The sequence below is a fragment of the Streptomyces sp. NPDC087859 genome, assembly GCF_044742595.1.
Taxonomy (GTDB): domain Bacteria; phylum Actinomycetota; class Actinomycetes; order Streptomycetales; family Streptomycetaceae; genus Streptomyces; species Streptomyces canus_F.
This window is the reverse complement of record NZ_JBIUUU010000005.1, coordinates 224731-243438: the sequence shown is the minus strand read 5'-3', so window position 1 is coordinate 243438 and position 18708 is coordinate 224731. Positions and strand designations below refer to the sequence as shown.

Annotated in this window: 13 protein-coding genes; 1 reads left to right on the top strand and 12 read right to left on the bottom strand. The window is 71.6% G+C overall.

The window, feature by feature from the left end:
• Position 1: 1 nt before the first annotated feature.
• Entirely contained in the window at positions 2-262 is a 261-nt protein-coding gene (locus tag ACIOHP_RS13755) for a hypothetical protein (RefSeq protein ID WP_361554451.1), read from the bottom strand.
• A complete protein-coding gene (locus ACIOHP_RS13750; RefSeq protein WP_401886871.1) occupies positions 256-1503 on the bottom strand; it encodes an amidohydrolase in 1248 nt (415 codons plus the stop codon). The genes ACIOHP_RS13755 and ACIOHP_RS13750 overlap by 7 nt, the downstream gene beginning before the upstream one ends.
• 210 nt (positions 1504-1713) lie before the next feature.
• Between ACIOHP_RS13750 and ACIOHP_RS13745 the strand changes: the two genes are divergently transcribed.
• Complete coding sequence (locus ACIOHP_RS13745) at positions 1714-1890, top strand: thiazolylpeptide-type bacteriocin (RefSeq protein WP_327714408.1); 177 nt, start codon at positions 1714-1716, stop codon at positions 1888-1890.
• Between the two features lie 183 nt (positions 1891-2073).
• On the opposite strand, the gene ACIOHP_RS13740 is transcribed toward ACIOHP_RS13745, so the two are convergent.
• The 10 genes from ACIOHP_RS13740 to ACIOHP_RS13695 all read right to left on the bottom strand — a co-directional run bounded on the left by ACIOHP_RS13740 (position 2074) and on the right by ACIOHP_RS13695 (position 18701).
• Positions 2074-4269, bottom strand: a complete 2196-nt coding sequence (locus ACIOHP_RS13740) for a TOMM precursor leader peptide-binding protein (protein ID WP_401886869.1) — start codon at positions 4267-4269, stop codon at positions 2074-2076.
• Entirely contained in the window at positions 4266-5021 is a 756-nt protein-coding gene (locus ACIOHP_RS13735) for an ABC transporter permease (RefSeq protein ID WP_401886868.1), read from the bottom strand. The genes ACIOHP_RS13740 and ACIOHP_RS13735 overlap by 4 nt, the downstream gene beginning before the upstream one ends.
• A gap of 76 nt (positions 5022-5097) precedes the next feature.
• Entirely contained in the window at positions 5098-6027 is a 930-nt protein-coding gene (locus ACIOHP_RS13730; RefSeq protein WP_401886866.1) for an ABC transporter ATP-binding protein, read from the bottom strand.
• A gap of 55 nt (positions 6028-6082) precedes the next feature.
• Positions 6083-7240: a M50 family metallopeptidase gene (locus ACIOHP_RS13725; protein ID WP_401886864.1), complete on the bottom strand. Its 1158-nt coding sequence runs from the start codon at positions 7238-7240 to the stop codon at positions 6083-6085.
• Entirely contained in the window at positions 7237-8289 is a 1053-nt protein-coding gene (locus ACIOHP_RS13720; RefSeq protein ID WP_401886862.1) for a lantibiotic dehydratase C-terminal domain-containing protein, read from the bottom strand. The genes ACIOHP_RS13725 and ACIOHP_RS13720 overlap by 4 nt, the downstream gene beginning before the upstream one ends.
• Positions 8286-11000: a lantibiotic dehydratase gene (locus ACIOHP_RS13715; RefSeq protein WP_401886860.1), complete on the bottom strand. Its 2715-nt coding sequence runs from the start codon at positions 10998-11000 to the stop codon at positions 8286-8288. The genes ACIOHP_RS13720 and ACIOHP_RS13715 overlap by 4 nt, the downstream gene beginning before the upstream one ends.
• Positions 11001-11042: 42 nt before the next feature.
• Positions 11043-12623, bottom strand: a complete 1581-nt coding sequence (locus ACIOHP_RS13710) for a nitroreductase family protein (protein WP_401886857.1) — start codon at positions 12621-12623, stop codon at positions 11043-11045.
• 77 nt (positions 12624-12700) lie between these two features.
• Positions 12701-14674: a TOMM precursor leader peptide-binding protein gene (locus ACIOHP_RS13705; protein WP_401886856.1), complete on the bottom strand. Its 1974-nt coding sequence runs from the start codon at positions 14672-14674 to the stop codon at positions 12701-12703.
• Positions 14664-16883: a TOMM precursor leader peptide-binding protein gene (locus tag ACIOHP_RS13700; RefSeq protein WP_401886855.1), complete on the bottom strand. Its 2220-nt coding sequence runs from the start codon at positions 16881-16883 to the stop codon at positions 14664-14666. The genes ACIOHP_RS13705 and ACIOHP_RS13700 overlap by 11 nt, the downstream gene beginning before the upstream one ends.
• A gap of 6 nt (positions 16884-16889) precedes the next feature.
• Positions 16890-18701: a BTAD domain-containing putative transcriptional regulator gene (locus ACIOHP_RS13695; RefSeq protein ID WP_361554420.1), complete on the bottom strand. Its 1812-nt coding sequence runs from the start codon at positions 18699-18701 to the stop codon at positions 16890-16892.
• Between the last annotated feature and the right edge of the window lie 7 nt (positions 18702-18708).

Here is an 18708-nt window from a genome sequence, read left to right as displayed (position 1 = left end):
CTCAGTTCTCCTGGTACCAGCCGTACAGGGCCGTGTCCGCCAGTACCTCCCGCAGGGCGTGGCGCACCGTGCTCCGGTCGGTGCCGTCGACCAGATCGATCCGCAGCCGGACCCGGTCGGGGCTGACCTCGCAGGTGCAGGACCAGGCCGCCGGGAGCAGCCCCAGCAGGCGCACCACCGTGGTCTCGCCGGAGGGGGCCGATCTGTCGCGGCGAACGGTGACGACCTCCTCCGTGTCCAAGGCGGGATCCGGTGTCAGCATGTCCGCCCTCCGGACGGTTCGGTGCGCGACGGGTTCAGGACATGCAGGGCGGCGGCGGCCATCGCCGCGATGCCGGTCGGCAGGGCGGTACGTATGTCGGGGGCGAATCCCGGCGAGTGGTTCGACTCCACCGGCGGGCCTCCGGCCAGGGCCGCCCGCCACTGCTTGAGGCCGGTCACGCCGAGCATCCAGTACGCCGTGCGCACTTCGTCGGTCCCGGCGGCGAAGTGCGGGAAGTCCTCGGTGGCGGTCGTGGCCGGCCAGTCGGCCACCCGGTGTGTGCCGAACAGATCCTCGTGCACCCGGCGTACGGCCGCCGTGGTGGCCTCGTCGGGTATCAGTACGGGCGAGCGGGCGGTGACGATGATCTCGGGGTCCTTCGGGCAGCCGGAGGCCGCGCACTCGGCCCGTACGATCCGCTCGACGGCCGCCGTCACCCGGTCCAGCGCGGCCTCGGAGAAGGCCCTTACACACAGGCTCAGTTCGGCGTCGTCCGGGATCACGTTGCCGCGCCGTCCCGCGTGGAGCGAGCCGACCGACAGCACGACCTGTTCCGCCGGCGCGGTCTCCCGGGAGACGACCGTCTGCAGGCGCAGCACGGTGGAAGCGGCGGTTGGCACCGGGTCGACCGTCAGGTGTGGGGTACCGGCGTGGCCGCCGCGTCCATGGATGACGACGTCCATCGCGGTACTGCCGGCCATCAGCGGTCCCCGGCCGTGGGCGACCGTGCCCGCGGGCAGTGGAGCGGTGTGCTGCGCCAGGACCACCTCAGGCGTGCCGAAGCGCTCGAACAGACCGTCCGCGAGCATGGCGCGGGCACCGCCGAGCGTTTCCTCGGCGGGCTGGCCGATGACCAGGAGCGTGCCGCTCCAGGAGTCACGGGCGCGGGACAGCTGCATCAGCGCCCCCGCGGCCGCGGCCATGTGCAAGTCGTGACCGCAGGCGTGCATGACACCGGGCACAGTGCTCTCGTACGGCAGGCCGGTGCGTTCCGCGACGGGCAGCGCGTCGAGTTCGGTGCGCAGCATCACCGTGGGGCCGGGGCCGTTGCGCAGTACGCCCACGACACCGTGGCCGCCGACGTCGCGGCTGACCACGCAGCCGTGTTGCTCCAGCCGCGCGGCGAAGCGTGCGGCCGTGCGGCTCTCGGCGCCCGAGAGTTCCGGGTGGGCGTGCAGATCGAGGTAGAGCTCGATCGCGGAGCGCAGTACGTCCCGCGGGATTCCCGATGTTCCGGTCACTGTCCTCACCTCCTCCTTCCCTCACGGGTCCGTTGCTCGCGAGCGTGCGGTCCCGGTGCTCCAGATCTCTGTCGGATCACTGTCAGGAGGTGTCAGCCACCTGAGAGCGGGAGCCGGGCCGATCTGACAGTGGCCGCCGCTGGAATGGGGTCATCGAAGGGGAACACCGCCGCAACAGCCGGCGGGGCCCGCCGGACAAAGGAGAACCCCATGGCCCACAAGACGGAGCTCGCCACCCTCGCCGACGAGATCCTGGAGCTGGAGTCGGAGACCTTCGAAATCTCGGACTACTCGGACGCGGTCGAGGTCGTCCTCGCCGGTTCGACGTCCTCCTCCTCCACATCGACCTGCTCCAGCACCACCAGCACCACCTCCTGCAGCGCCTGATCCGGCGACTGTCTCCGATCGGCAGCCCCTTCCTCGACGGGAACCCGTCCTGGAGGGGGCTGCCGGGCGTTGCGGCACCGCAAGCCCGCCGCGCCCGCGGCACGGTGGGCCCCACGCACGACGGTGGTGCGGGAGACCCCGCGTGGCCAGGCCCAGGTGCACGCGGGGCCGCGGGAACGGACGTCAGGGAAACGGATGGGGCACGACTTTGATGCGCGACTCCGGCAGATCGTCCGTACGCCGGCCCGCCGCCCTCAGGGCGGTCCTCAGCCTGGGCATCAGCAGAGCTCTCTGCCTGGTCCAACCGAAGTCGAGCGGGAGCAGGCCCGGAACGATCGTACTGACCGTGTGCAGCCCCATCCGGTGCTGCTCGGGGGTCGTCTGGTCGACGGCGATGACGTCGTGTCCGGTGCGGACCAGGTCGTCCCGCAACAGCGCCAAGTCGTCGAACAGATCGCCGGTGCGGGGCCGCACACGCTCCCAGTCGCCGTACACCTCACCGAGCGGCAGCACGGCCTCGGGCTCCAGGTACTCACGGGCATGCTCGGCCATCTGCGGCAGGCCGTAGAGCTGGGCGTGGTCCTTGAGGTGCAGCACCTTGGTGAAGTCCCGTGCCATGTCCGTCAGTTCGCTGTGTCGCTCGGCGACCTGGTAGGGAAGGTGGGGAATGTACGTCAGCACCTCGGAGAGCGCGGAATCGACGGTTCCCTCCGGGTCGAAGCCGGCCGCCGCGCTGAAGGAGAGCGTGCCGTAACCGCCGTCACGGCGGACGGCGAGGGCGGTGACGACCGGGACGGCGAGATCCATCCGGGTGTCGAACGCGTGCACGTCGTAGCCATGCAGAGCGGCCCGGTCGAGCATGGAGCCGACCGTGCCCCGACAGGAGCCGAGGTCGATCTCGGTGAGACGGGCCCGGCCGTACCAGGCCAGCAGGAACGCGTCGCGCTCGATGAGTTCCAGCAGTCCGAAGAAGATCGCCTCCTCCAGACTGCCGCCGGTGGCACAGCCGTTGGAGCACTCGAAAACGAAGTTGTCGGCGTCCACGCCGGCGCTGTAGTGCGCCAGCCGGGACGGAACGAGGATCGGACGGTCGTCACGCAACGAGTGCCCCCACACCCACGGGATCGGCCGGTCCGGGTCGAAAGGACTGACGAGGTGATCCCTCGCGTAGGTCTCCGGGGCGTAGAAGCCGCACGCCGCCGGATTCAGCGCGCGGTCCGCGAGGCGGTGATACGAGTCGACGACCGGCTCGGTGCCCCGGCGTCGGTGCGTACCGGCGTACCGCTCAAGACCCTCGAGGTAGGCAAGGGTGCGGCTGGTGCGGTAGCTGTTGGCCTGGCCGCTCCAGGTGACGTCGTTGAGTCCGGCGTATCCGCGCACGAAGTGCGTCCCGGCGACCGGAGCGGTGGTGGTCGAGGCCGGGTTGATCCAGGTGTCCGAGCCGAGGGCGCCGCACACCGGGTTCGCCAAGGCTGTCGTCGGCAGCGGATAGGAGTCCAGGGCCCGCAGCCGGTATCCGACCGGGTCCGGCTTGGGCGCGGACCCCAGTCGCATCCGCGCCGACTCGGCGGTGTCGGGACGCGTCGCCACGCAGGAAGGACACAGCGGTTCCGGCAGTATCGGAAAACTGGCGGTCGCAAGGGTGACGAGATCAACCCGGGTGACCTGCGGCAGGATACGGTCGGCGACAGGACGTTGGGCCGCGGCAACCGCACTGTGCGGTACGGCGGCCGGCGCGACGGCACCCATGGGAGCGGGCACCGTGCGGCGTTCGCCCCCGGCGACAGCCGCCCCAGAACGGCCCCCTTCCGCAACAGCGGCTGCCGACACGGCAGTTGCGGTACCCGCCCCGGTCCCCGCGACGACAGCCGACCCCGCCGGAGCAGCAACTCCGCGCCCCGCACCGCCGAGCACCGCTCGACAGGCCGCCCAGACCGCGTCGACGGCGTAGTCCGTGAGGACCGGCCACTGCACCGCCCCCCTCGGCTCGTGGCCGAGTTCGAGGGCCTCGCGCTCGGAACGGCTGCGCAGTCGCTGCCAGCGCATGGCGAGGCACTGGCCGCAAGCCATGGTGCCCGCTTCGCCTCCCCACGGACCGATCAGCGCGGCCCGAGAGGTGAGGTGGACGGTGGCCGCCGGCCGGATCGCGGCGTAGGGGTCGCGATGGCCAAAGCCCAGAGTGTCGGCGGCACCGAGCGGCACGACCAGTGGAGCGGGCAGAGCATGCGCCCCGCCGGTCGCACCGTACTGCGCCGCGTGGCGCGCGCTCAGCGCCCGCTGGAGCACGGCGCGCCCGCCCTCCAGCGGGGTGTTCGCGGCCAACTCCGCCAAGGCTGCCAGGGCGGGGACGGCCCCGGTGGTCATGGTCGTCGGTGTCATGACTTGTCGCTCCAGCGGAAGGTCTTCAGCGCGACGGCGCACAGGACGAGGGCGAACGCGGCAAGCACCGCGCAGGCGACGGCGATGTCACTCGTCCCGTCGGTCCCGGTGAGGGCGGCGGAGACGCCGTCGTTGAAATAGCGCAACGGCAGCACCCGGGACAGGGTCTGCATCCACTGCGGCATGGCATCCAGCGGGAAGAACGATCCGGACAGGAACGCCATGGGAAGCATCAGGCAGTTCGCGACCGCCGCGACGGCCTCCGGAGTCCTGGCGTACGAGCCGACGACCACGCCGATGGCGAGGAACGCGGTAACACCGAGCACGAGCACGGGCAGCGCCAGCGGCCAGCGGGCCGACAGGCTCAGCCCGAACGACGGCAGCATGGCGACGGCGACGAACAGCACCGCCTGGACCACCCCGATGGCGAGGGCCAGTACATAGCGGGAGCCGAGCACGCTCGAAGGCCGGGTCGGCGTCATCCGCACCAGCCGCAGGATGTCGTCGCGGCGCCATTGCATGAGGGTGAAGCCGACGCCGAACACCGCGGCGTTGGCGACGCCCCAGGACAGCACGCCGGGGGCGATGTAGTTGATGTAGGGCTTCCCGCTCTCCTCGACCTCCTGGCCCTGGAAGATCAACCCGAAGACGATCAGGAACAGCAGCGGGAAGGCGAAGGTGAAGAAGAGGGTGGTCTTGTCCCGGGTGTAGGCCCGGTACCCGGCCTGGCTCAGCGCCGCGTATGCGCTCATCGCGTGTCTCCGTATCCGGTGGTGGCTGTCGGGGTGCCGAGGTGCCCGGCCGGTGAGGGCGGCCGGGGCGCCGGGTCTACGACTGGGAGGTGCCGGTGAGTTCGAGGTAGACGTCCTCGAGGCTCGTCGTGCGGGTCTGTACGCCCTGGAGACCGACCAGTTCGTCGATGGCGGCCAGCACGGGGCCGGACTGCAGGGTCTCCAGCACGATGTCGTCGGCCTCCTGGATGACCCGGTCAACCCCGGGAATCGCTCGCGCGGCCTCCAGGGTCAGCCGCTCGGCGGGAACCAGCAGCCGTGTCGTGGGACTGCCCGCCGCCACCAGTCGCCTGGGGGTGTCCAGGGCGGCGATCCGGCCGTGGATCATGATGGCGACGCGGTCGCAGAGCGCCTCGGCCTCGTCCAGGTGGTGGGTCGTGTAGACGATGGTGCGGCCCGCGCGCTTGAGGTCGCGCAGCACCTCCCACAAGGCGCGGCGCGCCTGCGGGTCGAGGGCGGCGGTGGGCTCGTCGAGGAAGATCAGCTCCGGTCCGTGGACCAGCGCGGAGGCGATGGCAAGCCGCTGGCGCTGGCCTCCGGACAGGTCGTCCACCCGGTGGTCGCCCTGTTCGGTCAGCGCGACGCTCTCCAGGGCGCGTTCGGCCGCCTCCCGGTCGGTCCGGTAGAGCGCGGCCACGGTCTGCAGGTGCTCTCGCGCGGTCAGCCGCACGAAGAACGCCGAGGACTGCGTCTGCACGCCCAGCCGGGGCAACAGCGCGACGTTGCGCGGCCAGGGCTGCTCGCCGAGGACCGCCACCGTGCCGGAGTCCGCCTGCCGCTGCCCCTCCATGATCTCGACCAGAGTGGTCTTGCCCGCGCCGTTCGGACCGAGCAGTCCGAAGAACTCGCCGCGTGCCACCGTCAGCGAGATGCCGTCGACGGCGTGGATGCTTCCGTAGTGCTTGTGGACGCCGTCGAGGACGACGGCCGGCCCGTCCGCGGCGGACCGGGCGGAGGCGACGGTCATTGAACTCTCCCTGGAATTGGTACGCGCGTCGGTCGGGGTGCTGGGCTCACGGTGTTCAAGGCGTCGTGAGCAGGAAGTAGGTGAGGGACACCGCGCCCGCGGCGAGCGCGCCGAGGACGAGCAGGCAGAGGAGCGGGTAGGCGGTGTACGCGATCCGGGCGCGGCGCGGGTAGCCGGCTGCGAGGGTGTCGCGGCGTACGGCCAGGCGCAGATACGCGCTGCTGGACGCCGCCAGTTCGGTCGCGCCCAGCATCTGGCCGACGATCTTGTATCCGTCGAGCGGTGGAAGGGGAACCAGCATGGCGTACGCCTGGATGCTGCCGAGGAACAGCAGTCCCGCCAGGGCGTCTTGGGTGGCGTCGTCCACGGGTGCCAGCAGCCAGAGTGCACAGAACGGCAGCAGGAACAGCAGGTTCATCACGGCGCCGGCCAGGGCTGTGGCGACGCGCGCCCAACGGGTGGGCAGGTAGAGGTAGTTGTCGACGGTGCAGTACATGATCACCGAGGGGAGCCGCCAGCGCAGGCCTATCTCGGAGACGCGGCCTCCGTAGTGTTTGGCCACCACGCCGTGGGCCAGCTCGTGCAGGGCGGTGCTCAGCCACAGCAGGGCGCCTGTTGCGGTGAGCAGGACGGGGTTGGTGAACGTCTCCCGGGTGGCCAGTGCCAGTTCGTCCGCCCGCATAACCAAGGTGGCTTCCATGACGGCGACCAGGGTGAGCAGCGGCACCATCCACCAGCGGGACAGCAGGAACCCGGCCGCGTGGTGCAGTCGGCCCGCGGTCGCGTCCGCGTCGGCGACGAGCGGCAACGTGCCGCGCAGCAGCGTCCGTTCGGCCTTCGGCACGTTGGCGGTCTCCGGTGCCTTTGGTGCCGCCTCCCGTGCCGGGGCCGTCGCGGGTGCCCCGGCCAGCAGCCCGCGGGTGCCCAGCATGCCCAGTAGTTGCTGCCAGTTGGCGTCGGACAGTCGCCGCCCGTACCGCCCCGCGTACTCCGCGCCGATCTCGTCCAGGCTCCGCGAGCCGTCCATTCGCGAGATCAGGAAGTGCTCCCTGGTCCCGACCTTGAAGGACTGCCCGTTCTCGGTGTTCTTGATCAGATGCACGGTCCCGTTGCCCAGCAGCAGTTCGTCGCTGACCCGTACCTCCGGCCGCAGTTCGGGGCGGTAGCGCTCCGCGGAAGCGACCGATGCGTCCGGGGGGAGCCGGGTGCTCATGATGCGGCCTCCGTAGGCCTCTCGCGCAGGCAGCGGCCCAACACGTGGGAGAGGTACGCCTCGTCCCGGATGGTGACGTGCAGCCGGTTGTTCGTCATGTGCATGTACGGGGACAGCAGGAGCGGCAGGGCCACCGCCGGATCAGTGACGGTCTCGTCCCGTTCGCCGTCCCAGGACCGGAACACCAGGTCACCGTCGGCCGCCAGCACACGGGCCCGGTCCCGCAGTTCGGCGCAGTGTTCGGCCCAGCCGGCCAGGAAAGCGGGCAGGGCGCCGGGCTCGCCCCGGCCGACGGCCGCGCGGATCCCGGCGAAGCGGGCGGCCAGGTCGGGTGCCATCGCCGCGTAGTTGCTGTCGTACTCGGTAGTGCCGATGAAGCCGGTGCCGGGAAAGGCTTTGTGCCAGAACTCGTAGTAGCTGTCGAGGTAGTCGGCCAGCTCCTGGTCACCTGGCAGGAAGGAGGCGGACATCACCATCATCAGCTGGGCCGCGGTACCCAGCAGGACTGTCCGCAGATGGAGGTTCTTCGTTCGCAAGGCATCGATGACCAGGTCACTGGAGTGCCGGAAGTGCCACTCGGCCAGCTCGATACCGGCCGGGCCGCCGTACTTGCCGTACTCCGGCTCGTACGCCTCGGCGCTGCGCGAGTTGTTGCGGCGCAGCTTCATGCGCCCCTGGTCGTCCATGTAGTGGCCGCGCTCGGTGCCCGGGAACTCGATCTCGAAGAGCGTGTTGTAGAAGTCGTTGAGGAAGCCCGAGTCCACCTCGTACAGCGCGGGGCGCGCGGCGAGGAAGGCGTCGATGGCCTGCTCGGTGCGGCGGCGTACCTCCGGCCCCGCCTCGGGTGTGGCGGGCCTGAGGCGGAGCCGGACGTGCGGGCCTTCCAGCCAGTAGTTGATGAAGAAGTAGCTCGCGATCAGTCCTTCTGCCTCCAGTTCGTCCACCAGAGGGCGGACGCACTCGATGAGCAGGGGGCGCGGGTTGGCGGCGTAGAAGACGTGCGTGGCCTGCCACGCACCGGCTTCCGAGGCCATGGTGCTGCTGGTCATGATGTGGTCCTCCGTCGGCTGGAGACGGCAGTGGCGATGTCGGTGGCAGCGGTGGACGTGCCGGTGAAGGCGGCGGTCTCCACCGCCAGTTCGGCGACATGGCGACCGCGGTGGGAGACGGCGTGCAGGCCGTCCTCGTCGGGGAGCATTTCGCGGAACACCACGCGAGCCTCCGGGCTCTTGAGCAGCGCCTCGAACGCGGTGAGCGACAGCGGGCTGTCGAAGTCGAGGTACTGCGGCTTGGCACCGGTGGCGCCGCGCGCCCCGCTGTCGGAGACCGTCACGAAGACCCGGTCGGGCAGCCGGTGTGCCCGTCGGAAGCGGTGCCAGCCGAGGAACCACTCCTCGTCCGGCACGCCCGGCGTGTGCAGCGGCAGGACGGAGGCGAACGCGCTCCAGCTGCGCCGGCTCAGTACGACGCTGCCGTGCCGCACGCGCGGACGCCGGGTCACTCCGTTCACGGGTTCGCTCTCCGGGACGCCGCCCCAGACGTTGAGCGGAGCCATCGAGGTCGGGGAGAGCAGCAGAAGGGTGCGCGGCAGCTCCGGCAGGGCCAGGGGCACCAGGTAGCCGAGATAGACGGGGATCACTTCACGGCCGAGCCGCAGTGAGCGCAGCACCAGCCGGTCCTCGGCCTCGTCGTGCTCGATGGAGAGGTCGTCCAGTCGGAGGCGGAACTCCTCGGGCAGCGTGCCCGTCTCTCCGGGGCAGACGATCTCGTACTCGGTCAGCCGGCCGTGCAGATTCAGGTTGCTGGTGACCGGGCCCCCTGTGACCTCGGCGAACACCGCGCCCGGCGGGCACAGGCCGTCCGCGTCCTCGCGCAGCCGGTCGTCGAGTCCTTCGAAGCAGTGCGTGAACCGGCTGAAGGGGAACGACAGCCCGCCGTAGGAGCGGTTGAGGACGACCAGGGGTTCGCCGGCGCCGTGGGCGAGCTGGAGGTGGTGGCTCATGGGCGCGAACTTCGGTGCCACGCCGTCCAGTTCGCCTGCCACGTCAGCGAGGAATGCGTCGTCGAGGACCAGTTCGTCGACACCGACCGTGCCGTCCGCCGCTACCTCCCCCGCCGCCCCGTCCCACAAGGCCCGCATCCGATCCACGAAAGACTGGCGCGCGGTGTCGAGCGCCTTCAGCCGGGCCAGGCCCAGCCAGTTCTCCTCGGGCACGTACCGCCCCTGCGCGTCGAACGAGGTACGCCCGGCGGTGAACGACATGTACTGATCGAAGAAGTCCTCGTGGAAGTCGTGCACGAGCTTGAGCAGGTCGTCGCAGCGGCCACCCCGCCCGTAGCGGGCGAGGAAGAAGCCCTGGAAGGTGATCCGCTGCGGCAGGGTCAGGTCGAAGGCGGGCAGGATCCCCTCCACCGCGTTCAGCGGTTTGGCGGCCAGCTCCGTCCAGGCGTCCAGGCCTAGCGTGACGTCCCGGCCCGCGGCGGCGTCCTCGTACAGCACGGTCTGCGGGACCCTGGCGCGTTCGGCGCCCAGCTCCTCCTGGACGGTCCGCAGCCCCTCGCGCAGCCGACGCAGCAGCTCCCCGCGTTCGGCGGGGCCGGCCGCGGCGAAGCTGTCGACGCAGGCGATCGGTGCCTCGAGGCGGTCCGCCAGCTGCCCGGCCCAGGGGCGGCCAAGGGCCCGCAGTGACTGCTGGAAAGCCCGCAGCGGATCGGTGTCGTGCACCTCCGTGCGCAGGCACGGCACCTGGACCATGCCCAGATCGAGGAGTGCGTCCAGGTACTGCTCCACTTCGTCCGCCGGGGCGTTACGGTCGGCCGCGAGCCAGGCGGACAACTCGCCGTAGCGCAGGGTCCCGCGCTCCTCGAAGAGGCCGAGCAGCCGCTCCAGGGTGCCGCTGCGGCGCAGGAAGAACAGCCGGTCCTTGACGGCGTCGAAGGTGACGGCGGTGTCGTCGTCGCCTGCGGTCACCCAGCGCCGCACATAGCGCACCCGGTCGTCGTCGCGGCCCCAGCCGGAGGCCGGTGTCACCGGGAGGTCGGCGCGGCGGACGGGGTCGGCGACCACGGCCTCGGCGAGCCGCGCCACGGCGACCACGCTGAGCCTGGGGTGGCTGGTCCACTCGTCGTCGATCCGTGCCTCCAGGCCGCCGTGGCCGAACTCGCCCAGGGTGACGCCGGTGAAGGTACTGAACGGGCTGGTCTTGCACACCGTCCGGTACAGGTATGCCAGCAGGGAGCGCTCGATCTTGCGCTGCTTCTTGCCGGGACGGTCCGGTGCCGTCCTTGCGAAGGCATCGAGCTGGGCGTCCAGCGAGGGGGAGGCCAGCAGCAGACCGCCGCGCAGTCGCTCCTCCCCCACCAGGCGGCGCAGTTCGGCGCGGCTGCGTCCGGTCTCGGCGGCGAGCAGTGCGGCGCCGGCGGCCTCCAGGCCCGCCAGCGTGTGCCGGCCGGCCAGCCATTCGGCGAGGTGTTCACCCGCCTTCTGGTCGAGGGCGCGGACCAGGGCAAGTGCGCTGTCGCCGTTGAGCGGCAGCCGGTTGTTGAACACCTCGCGGCGCAGCTTCAGCAGCCTGCGGCGCACCGCATCGTCCTCGTTCGCGCCGACCAGGGCATGCAGCTGATCGCCCACGCGCTCGCCGACGGCACGCAACTCCTCGGTCTGGGCCAGCACTTCGTCGGCCCAGCGGCGGCTGTCGGGGCAGCGCAGGCCGTGCACGGTCTCGATGGGCAGTCCGGCGGCCCGGATCAGGAACGGCATCGAGGATTCCCCCCTTCCGGTACTCATTCCGGTACTCATCGGTTAGGCGATCTCGTACCGGAAGTCGGCCGGAGCGGGCCGCTCGTTACCGATCATCATGATCAGCAGCGGCGCCTCACCCGTGTGCTCCAGGCCGAGTTCCTCGATGTACGAGATGTTGTCGAAACCCAGCGCGACACCGCAGCCGAGCTCCAGAGCGGAGGCCGCCGTGTAGACGGCCTGGGACACGGCGCCGACGGTGGCGTTGACCAGCCGGTAGCCGCGGTCGCCCACGGCGTCGAGGACGGCGGTGGTACGGACCGTGGGCACGAGGACCGCTCCGGCCTGTTCCAGGTTGTAGTTGGACAGGAAGTAGTTCTTCTGCAGGAACGTCCCCGGCCTTCCCTCCCGGACCACCCGCAGACCACGGCTGTCGGGGTCGTACTCGTAGGCGCCGGGGGCGAGCCCCTCGACGTGGTTGACGAAGGCGTACAGCTTCGCCAGCCGGGCATCTCCCGTGTCGCCGCCGAGCCGCGCCCCGCACGTCGCGGCGGCCAGGCAGGCGGCGAGCTGATCGCCGGTGACCGGGCGCTGTGCGTCGAATCGTCCGAAGCTGCTGCGCCGTCGGCGCAGCGCGCTGCGGACGTCGGTGTCCAGCGGCCGGGCGTCGGGCAGCGCGACGTGCGGCAGGGCCGGGTCCGCGGGCAGAGCGGCGGCCGGGGCGAGCGCGCCGGGAGCGGGCCGCCGACTCGCGTGCCGGGCGGTGGCGGCCTGCATCTTGCGCAGGGCGTCGAAGGTGAGGACAGTCCTGGAACGCTCGACGTCCTGGTGCCGCACGGCGGCGGGAGCGGGCGATGTGTTCCGCGAACTCGCCCGTGCCGCCTGCCAGTTCAGCGGGACGACCGCGAAGATGCCCTCCTGTTCGGTGCGCACCCCGAGCAGCCGGGCGAGCCGCTCCTCGTCGAACCACAGTGCCGGTTCGATGTCCAGGCCCCGCGCTCGCGCCCACATGCGCCAGGTCCCCACGACGGTGCCGACGTCCATGCTCACGGCGTGGAAGGAGAAGCTGTTGTACTTGAAGGCGTTCTGCCAGTACTTGATGCCGAGCACCAGGTACTGGTCGGTGTCCGCGCCGGGAGCGTCCTCGCCGAGGGCCGCGCGCACCTCGCCGCAGACGTCGCCGGTGAGCAGCCGCCGCATGGCGTGGTGCCGGGTCGAGTAGTGGTGCACTCCGGGCGGCAGCGGTCCGCCCGGCCCGGAGACCCAGTAGACGCTGACGGGGTACAGGCCGCCTCCGGAGGCGGTGCCGCGCGACCAGTTGGCGAGCGGGTAGGACGGCAGTGCGCTCAGGTCGGTGTTGGATTGCACGCCGAGGCGGCGGCCGACGAGCCCGTAGGAGTCGCGCAGCATGCCGGAGAGCGAGTCGAGGTCGAACGGCACCTGTCCGTACGGGACTTCGGCCAGTCCACGGTCCAGGGTCGCCTCGGCCTCACAACCGCCGTCGGGCAGCGGCACGATGTCCGTGCCGGGGTAGAACTTGGTCTTGCGCGGGCTGTCGGTCCAGTTCGGTACGAAGTCGGCCGGTGGCATCGGGACCCGGCCGCGCTGCAGGATGGCAGCGGCGTAGTCATGGGCGTACCCCATGGTGAACTCCTTGGTCACGTTCGAGGTCTGAGCTCGGTCGCACGCCCGGCCCCTCCCACGAGGGACCGGCGTCCGGGTCACGGAAAGGGATGAGGCGCAGGGTTGAAGTCGGCCGGCACCAGATCGCGGTCGCGCAGGCCGGCCTCCCTCAGTGCGGTGCGCAGCCGCGGCATTCCGAGCGCGCGCTGGCGCGTCCAGCCGAAGTCGATCGGCAGCAGACCGGGCACGATGACACCGACCGTCGTCAGCCCCAGGTCCCGCTGTTCGGGCATGGTCTGGTCGACCACGACGACGTCGAACCCGGCGTCGGTGATCGCCTCGACGCAGCGCGTCAGGTCGTCGCGGAGGTCGTCGGAGACAGCCGGCACGGAGCCGTTGGCGTACAGCTCGCTCATGGAGCGTGTGGGCCGGCGGGGTGCGCCCGGTGCGCCGATCAGGAAGTGGGCGTGCTCCCCCATCTCCGGTATGCCGTACGCGAGCGGATGGTCGTGCAGCGCCTCGACCTTGGCGAAGTCGGTGGCCATGGCGCGCAGCCGTGCCTCGTCGCGTTCGGTGCGGCCCTGGAGGTTGACGGCGTCGGTGCCGATCTCGCAGAGCGCCCCGGCCAGCGCGGACTCCGGGTCGAGTCCCGCGCCCGCGCCGAAACACATGCGGCCCAGGCCGCCGTCGGGGCGTACGGCGACGCCCGTGACGACGGGGATCGGGAAGGAGATCCGGGTGTCGAAGAAGCGGGCCTCGTAGCCGTACATCTCCAGCCGGTCGACCATCTGCCGGGTGGCGGGCCGGGTGCTGGTGCGCGGGTCGATCTCGGGGAGAGCCGCCTGCCCGTACCAGGTGAGCAGGAAGGCATCGCGTTCGACGACCTCCATCAGGCCCCAGTAGACGGCTTCCTCCAGACAGCCGCCGGAGGCACAGCCGTTGGAGCTCTCCTGAACGAAGCGGTTCTCCAGGCCGGGCGCGTGGTAGTACGTCAGCACCTCGGGGACCAGGATCGGCCGGCTGTCGCGCAGGGAGTACCCCCACACCCAGGGGATCTCGCGGTCGGGTGTGAAGGGGGCGACACGCGGGTTGGCGTGGTGGAACTCCGGCGAGTACAGCCCGCACTCCCGGGCGTCGAGGGCGTGTTCGCCGCGCGCCCGCAGTCCGGTCAGGGAGTCCCGGACGCCGGCGGCCCGGGCCCGGGCACGCATGCCCGCGTAGCGCTCCAGGCCCTCCAGTACGCCGATCCGCTCGCTCTGCCCGAAGGTGTCGGCGTGTCCGCCCCAGAACGTCTCGCGAAGGTACTCGCCCGACCGCATCGAGAAGCAGCCGATGGTGGCGGAGGTGGACAGCGACGACACGTCGTGGATGACGGAGGGCCCGAGGGATCCGCACACGGGGTTGGCGTAGGGCTCGACGGGCAGCTCGTACGCGCTGATGTCACGTATCCGGAAGGTGCCCGGTTTGTGCTTGGGGGCGGGGCGCAAGGTGAGGACCGCGGCCTCGGCGGTGTCCTGCTCACTGCGGCCGCAGCGCGGGCACTCCGGGTCGGGCACCAGCGGGTAGTGACGCACCATCAAGGTCGCCAGGTCCACGAGGTGGATGGCGGGGAACGTTCCGGTGCGCGGTCCGGTTCCCTCCAGCCGGGCGGCGATCAGCCCTGCCAGCGCGGACGCGGTGAACGGGGTGACGTACGGCGACTCGCCGGCGGCCCGGGTACCGGAGCCGAGTTCGAGTGCCTCCCGCAGCGCGATGGACCGCACAGCCTGCCAGCGCCGTGCCAGACAGCGGGCGCACGGCCGGGCGAGTGTGGAGTCCACCTCGCCGGGTCCGTCCACGCCGTCGGATCCGCCCGGGCCCGGGAAGGGCCCGACGACGGCGTGCCGCCCGTAGAACCGCACGGGTACGGAGCCGGGCACAGTGTCCGGCGCCGCGTCGGCGAAAGCGTCGTGGACACCCAGGGGCGCCACGTCGAGCGGTGCGCCCGTTCCGTGGGCGGCAAGAGCACGGCGGAGCCGTTCCGCCAGGTCCCCGCCGGAGCGCTTCAGCGGATCGGTGGTCTCAGCGGGCATCGCTGCCGCCCGTGGCTGCGGTGGTGAGCAGGATCCGGGCCGTGCTGATACCACCCTCGGGCAGGTCGGCCGGGGTGGTGGGCACATGGAGCACGTCCCGCCCCGCGCCGCGCAGCCGCTCGAGCACCACCTCGAACGTGGTGGCGGTGCCGTCCGCCGGAACAAAACCGCCCGTCACCGCGATCGTGCCGGCAGCGAGGTCCCGCAGCAGCGGGTCACCGGTGTCGACCGCCTCCGTGACGTCCTCCGCGGCGAGCTGGATCTGCCCCAGCAGGTCGCGCAGCGCCGCACAGGCCGCCGCCCGGCGAGACAGGCCCGCGCCGACCGCCCAGCGCCCGCCGGTCTCACGGGCCAGCACGACCTGGGCCGAGGAATGCGCGCCCTCGCCCAGATCGACGAGCTCCGCCTCGATGTCCAGGTTGGCCGCCGACTTGAGCAGGAAGACCAGCTCCGGGTCGGCGTCGGCGGTCACGGTGGCGGTCCGGGCGGCGCCGCGGACGGCGCGCAGCAGCGCGTCATGGGCCAGCGCCGACAGTAGTCCGCGTCCCGCCGCCTCCTCCGCCGTGCCGCCGGCGCCCGTGCCCGCGGCCGTCGCCTGGTGCAGCCGGTGCCGGTTGTACGCGCCGAAGGGGCGCACGGCGGCCGCGGGCACCGCGACCGGCTCCTTGGTGAGCAGCGAGGTCGCCGTGATCCAGGCGGTGACGTCCTCCCCGGTCCAGCCGGTGCCCGCGCCCGTCGTCAGGGCGTCGGGGCCGACAGCCGCGACCGCACCGGCGCGGTCCTCCGTGGCCACCAGGGGCACCACGTGCTCCACGTACGCTTCGGCCGCCGCGTACAGCGCCCGCGTGCGCGCACCCGCGAGATGGTGCACGTCGAAAGCGGCGATCCTGCGGCTCACGCCGTGGCCCAGTGCCACCTCGACCCGGCTGATCTTCAACGGGGTCTGGGTCAGGCCCTCGTCGTCGTACCGGCTGAAGACTCCGGTGTACGGGCGGACCAGCGCAGTGCTCACCCGGTTCAGCTCGTCGACCAGCGACTGCGCCTCACGGGCCGTCTCCACGGTCGGGGTGACCGGCAGTGAGAGCCCTTCGGGCAGCTCCGCGGTGGGCTCGTCGCCGAGGGAGGCACAGCGGCGGCAGCGCGGGTGGGGCAGGACCGGCTCGGCCATGACGTCCAGCGACTCGAGGTCCTGGACGAGGACCTGCCGCTCCGTCTCCGCGGGCAGTACGCCCGTGACGATCCGGAAGACCTCGTAGCCCAGGAGGTTGCCCGACATCGCGGCGACCGGTCCCACCAGCGGACCGCCGGCGTCCGGCGCCGGGGCGACGGTGCCGGCCGCGATCCCGCTCCACAGGTCGGCGGCCGCACCGGAGTCGACGTTGCCGCCCAGCCGCAGCACCGCGCAGCACAGGCAGCCGGTGGAAGCGGCGGTGGAGAGCGGACCGGTGACAGCCCGCTCGCCGAAGGTCCAGGCGGGAATCAGCGTCTTGCCCCCGGGCACCTCGTCGGCGAGCAGCCGCTGGGCGCGGGCGGCGGAGTCCACACCGGTGACGACCACCACGTCGTACTCGGCGAGACCGTCCCAGCCGGTACCGCCCTCACCACCCGCGTCCGGACCAATCCGGTCGAGCCGCACCGTGCAGCCGTCCGCGCTCGCCTCGTGCGCCTCGGCCTCCACATCGGCGAAGCCTGTCGTGACGCCGATGCGCGCACAGCCGTTGCGCACCAGACTCAACGCGCACCAGCGCGCGACGGCGTCGTCGCCGAGCACCGCCACCCGGGTGTTCCTGAATCGCGAGAACCGCTCGATGGCGCCGTCGACGTAGTGGTCGACGTACGCGATCTGCGCACCGAACCGCCGCGTCACGTCCTCTCCGAGCCCGGCGGGGTCGCCGTCCTCGGCCTCCGGTATGTCGCGGGCGAACCCCCGCTCGTACAGCGTCTTGACCAGTTCGGCCGCCATGGCCCGCTGGGCCGGGCCGAAACCCTGGCAGACGTCGGCCAGTCGGTGGTGCCCGGCGAGGTGCGGGACCAGAAGGGAAGCGAAGCGGTAGGCGGTACGGCCCGTGAGATGGAAGCCGCCGTCGGCGTTGTGGAAGAGAACCCCGCCCGGGGTCTCGGTGAACAGCACGTCCCGGCGGATGCGGGGCCGGGTGCCGGCGAGCGAGTCGAACGTGTCGGTCATTTCTTCGGTGATGGCTTCAGCCATGGAGGATCACACCTTCTCTGTCCGGTCTGCCGTCCGGAGCTCTGTCCGGTCGAGTTCGTTCGGGGCGTGGCCGCGTGCGTACACGCGGAGCAGGTCGTGCACCCGGTACGGGCCGGGCGGCCCTTCCTCCAGAAACCCGGCGTCCGCCAGCCGTTCCAGGACGCTCTCGGCTTCGGGGGCCGCCATCTGGAGCACCGGTGCGCAGTCCTGTGCCCGCAGCGCGTTCAGGGGCAGCCGCCCGATCCGTACGAAGGCTTCCGCCAGCCTGGGATCGATCCGGGCGAACGCTCCGCGGAGTACGTGTACGACGGACATCCGGGGTGAGTCGGCCAACGACAGCCGCGCGAGCGGGTCCTCGGCCAGCCAGTCGACCCCGTCGGCGAGCCGCAGCCCAGGGCGGGTCAGCAACCGAGCGGCCATGATGCGCAAGGCGAGCGGATAGTGGCCACAGGCCGCCGCGAGTCGCCGGGCCGCCTCGGGCTCGGCCTCCACGCGCTCGGCACCGAGTACGGCAAGCAGCAACCCGTAGGCGTCCTCGTCGTCGAAGGTGGAGAGCCGGTGCACCCAGCCACCGTGGGTGGCGATCAGACTCGCGAGCCCCATCCGGCTGGTGACGATCGCGGCACCGCCGAGACGGGCCGACAGCACAGGTCTCACCTGGTCGGCGTCCACCACATCATCGAGGACGAGCAGCGCCGCATCACCAGGCCGACGGCCGCGCAGGGCCGCCGCCACATCCTCCGCCACCGCGGACGAACTGCGCGGCACCCCGTCCGGGTGGACCATCCGCACCAGCAGCCGACCGGCGGGAAAGCTGTCCCGCACCAGGTGGGCGACGTGGTGGGCGAGGGCCGACTTGCCGATACCCGGCGCTCCGGACACCAGCACGGTCACGGGTTCACCGTCACTGTTCTCGGCCGCGGTGAGCCGGGCCACCATAGCGGCGACCTCGCCCGTCCGCCCGGTGAAGGACGGCACCCCTGGCACAGGGACCACCAGCGACGGTCCCGGTTGCGCGGCGCCCGCCCACTGTTCCGGTGCCGGCGCCCACGACCTCGGCCGTGCCTCGGCCGCGCTACCCAGGTCCTCGCCCCGCAGGACGGCCAGTTCAAGTCTCTGCAGAGCCGGGGACGGGTCCACGCCCAGCTCATCGTGCAGGTACTCCTTGACCCGCCGGTACTCCGCCAGCGCCTCGGCCTGCCGGCCGCTGCGATAGAGGGCCTCGATCAGCTGCTCACGGAACCGCTCGTGGCCGGGGTGCCTCCGGGTCACTCCCCACAGTTCGACGAGCGCCTCGCCACAGTGGCCGAGACGCAACTGCAGGTGGCAGACCCGTTCCAAGGTCCTCAGCCGCTCCTCCTCGAGCCGGGGCACCTCGTCGCGGTGGAGCACGTCGGAGCGGACGTTGGCCAGCAGCGGCCCCTCCCACAGCGACAGCGCGTCCTTGAGGAGACGGAGTTCGGTTTCCGGAGTGCGGGACGACTCCGCCCGGGCCACCCCGTCCCGAAATCCGATCAGGTCCAGGGCCCGCGGTCCGGCGGTGACCCGATAGCCGCCGGGCACCGCTTCGACGGACGTCTCGATCACCCCGTGCCGGGTGAAGAGCTGCCGCAGCCGCAGGACGCAGGTCTGGAGCGCGGCCCGGGCCGTGACGGGCTGTTCCTCGCCCCAGATGGCCCGTTGCAGGTACTCCGCGGAGACGACCGTGTTGGCGTGCAGCAGAAGCACGGCCAGCAGGACGGTGGGTTTGGAAGGCTGGAGTACCGCGGTGTCTGAGCCGTCGGTGATGCTCAGCGGCCCGAGAATGCGAAACCGCATCGCGTCC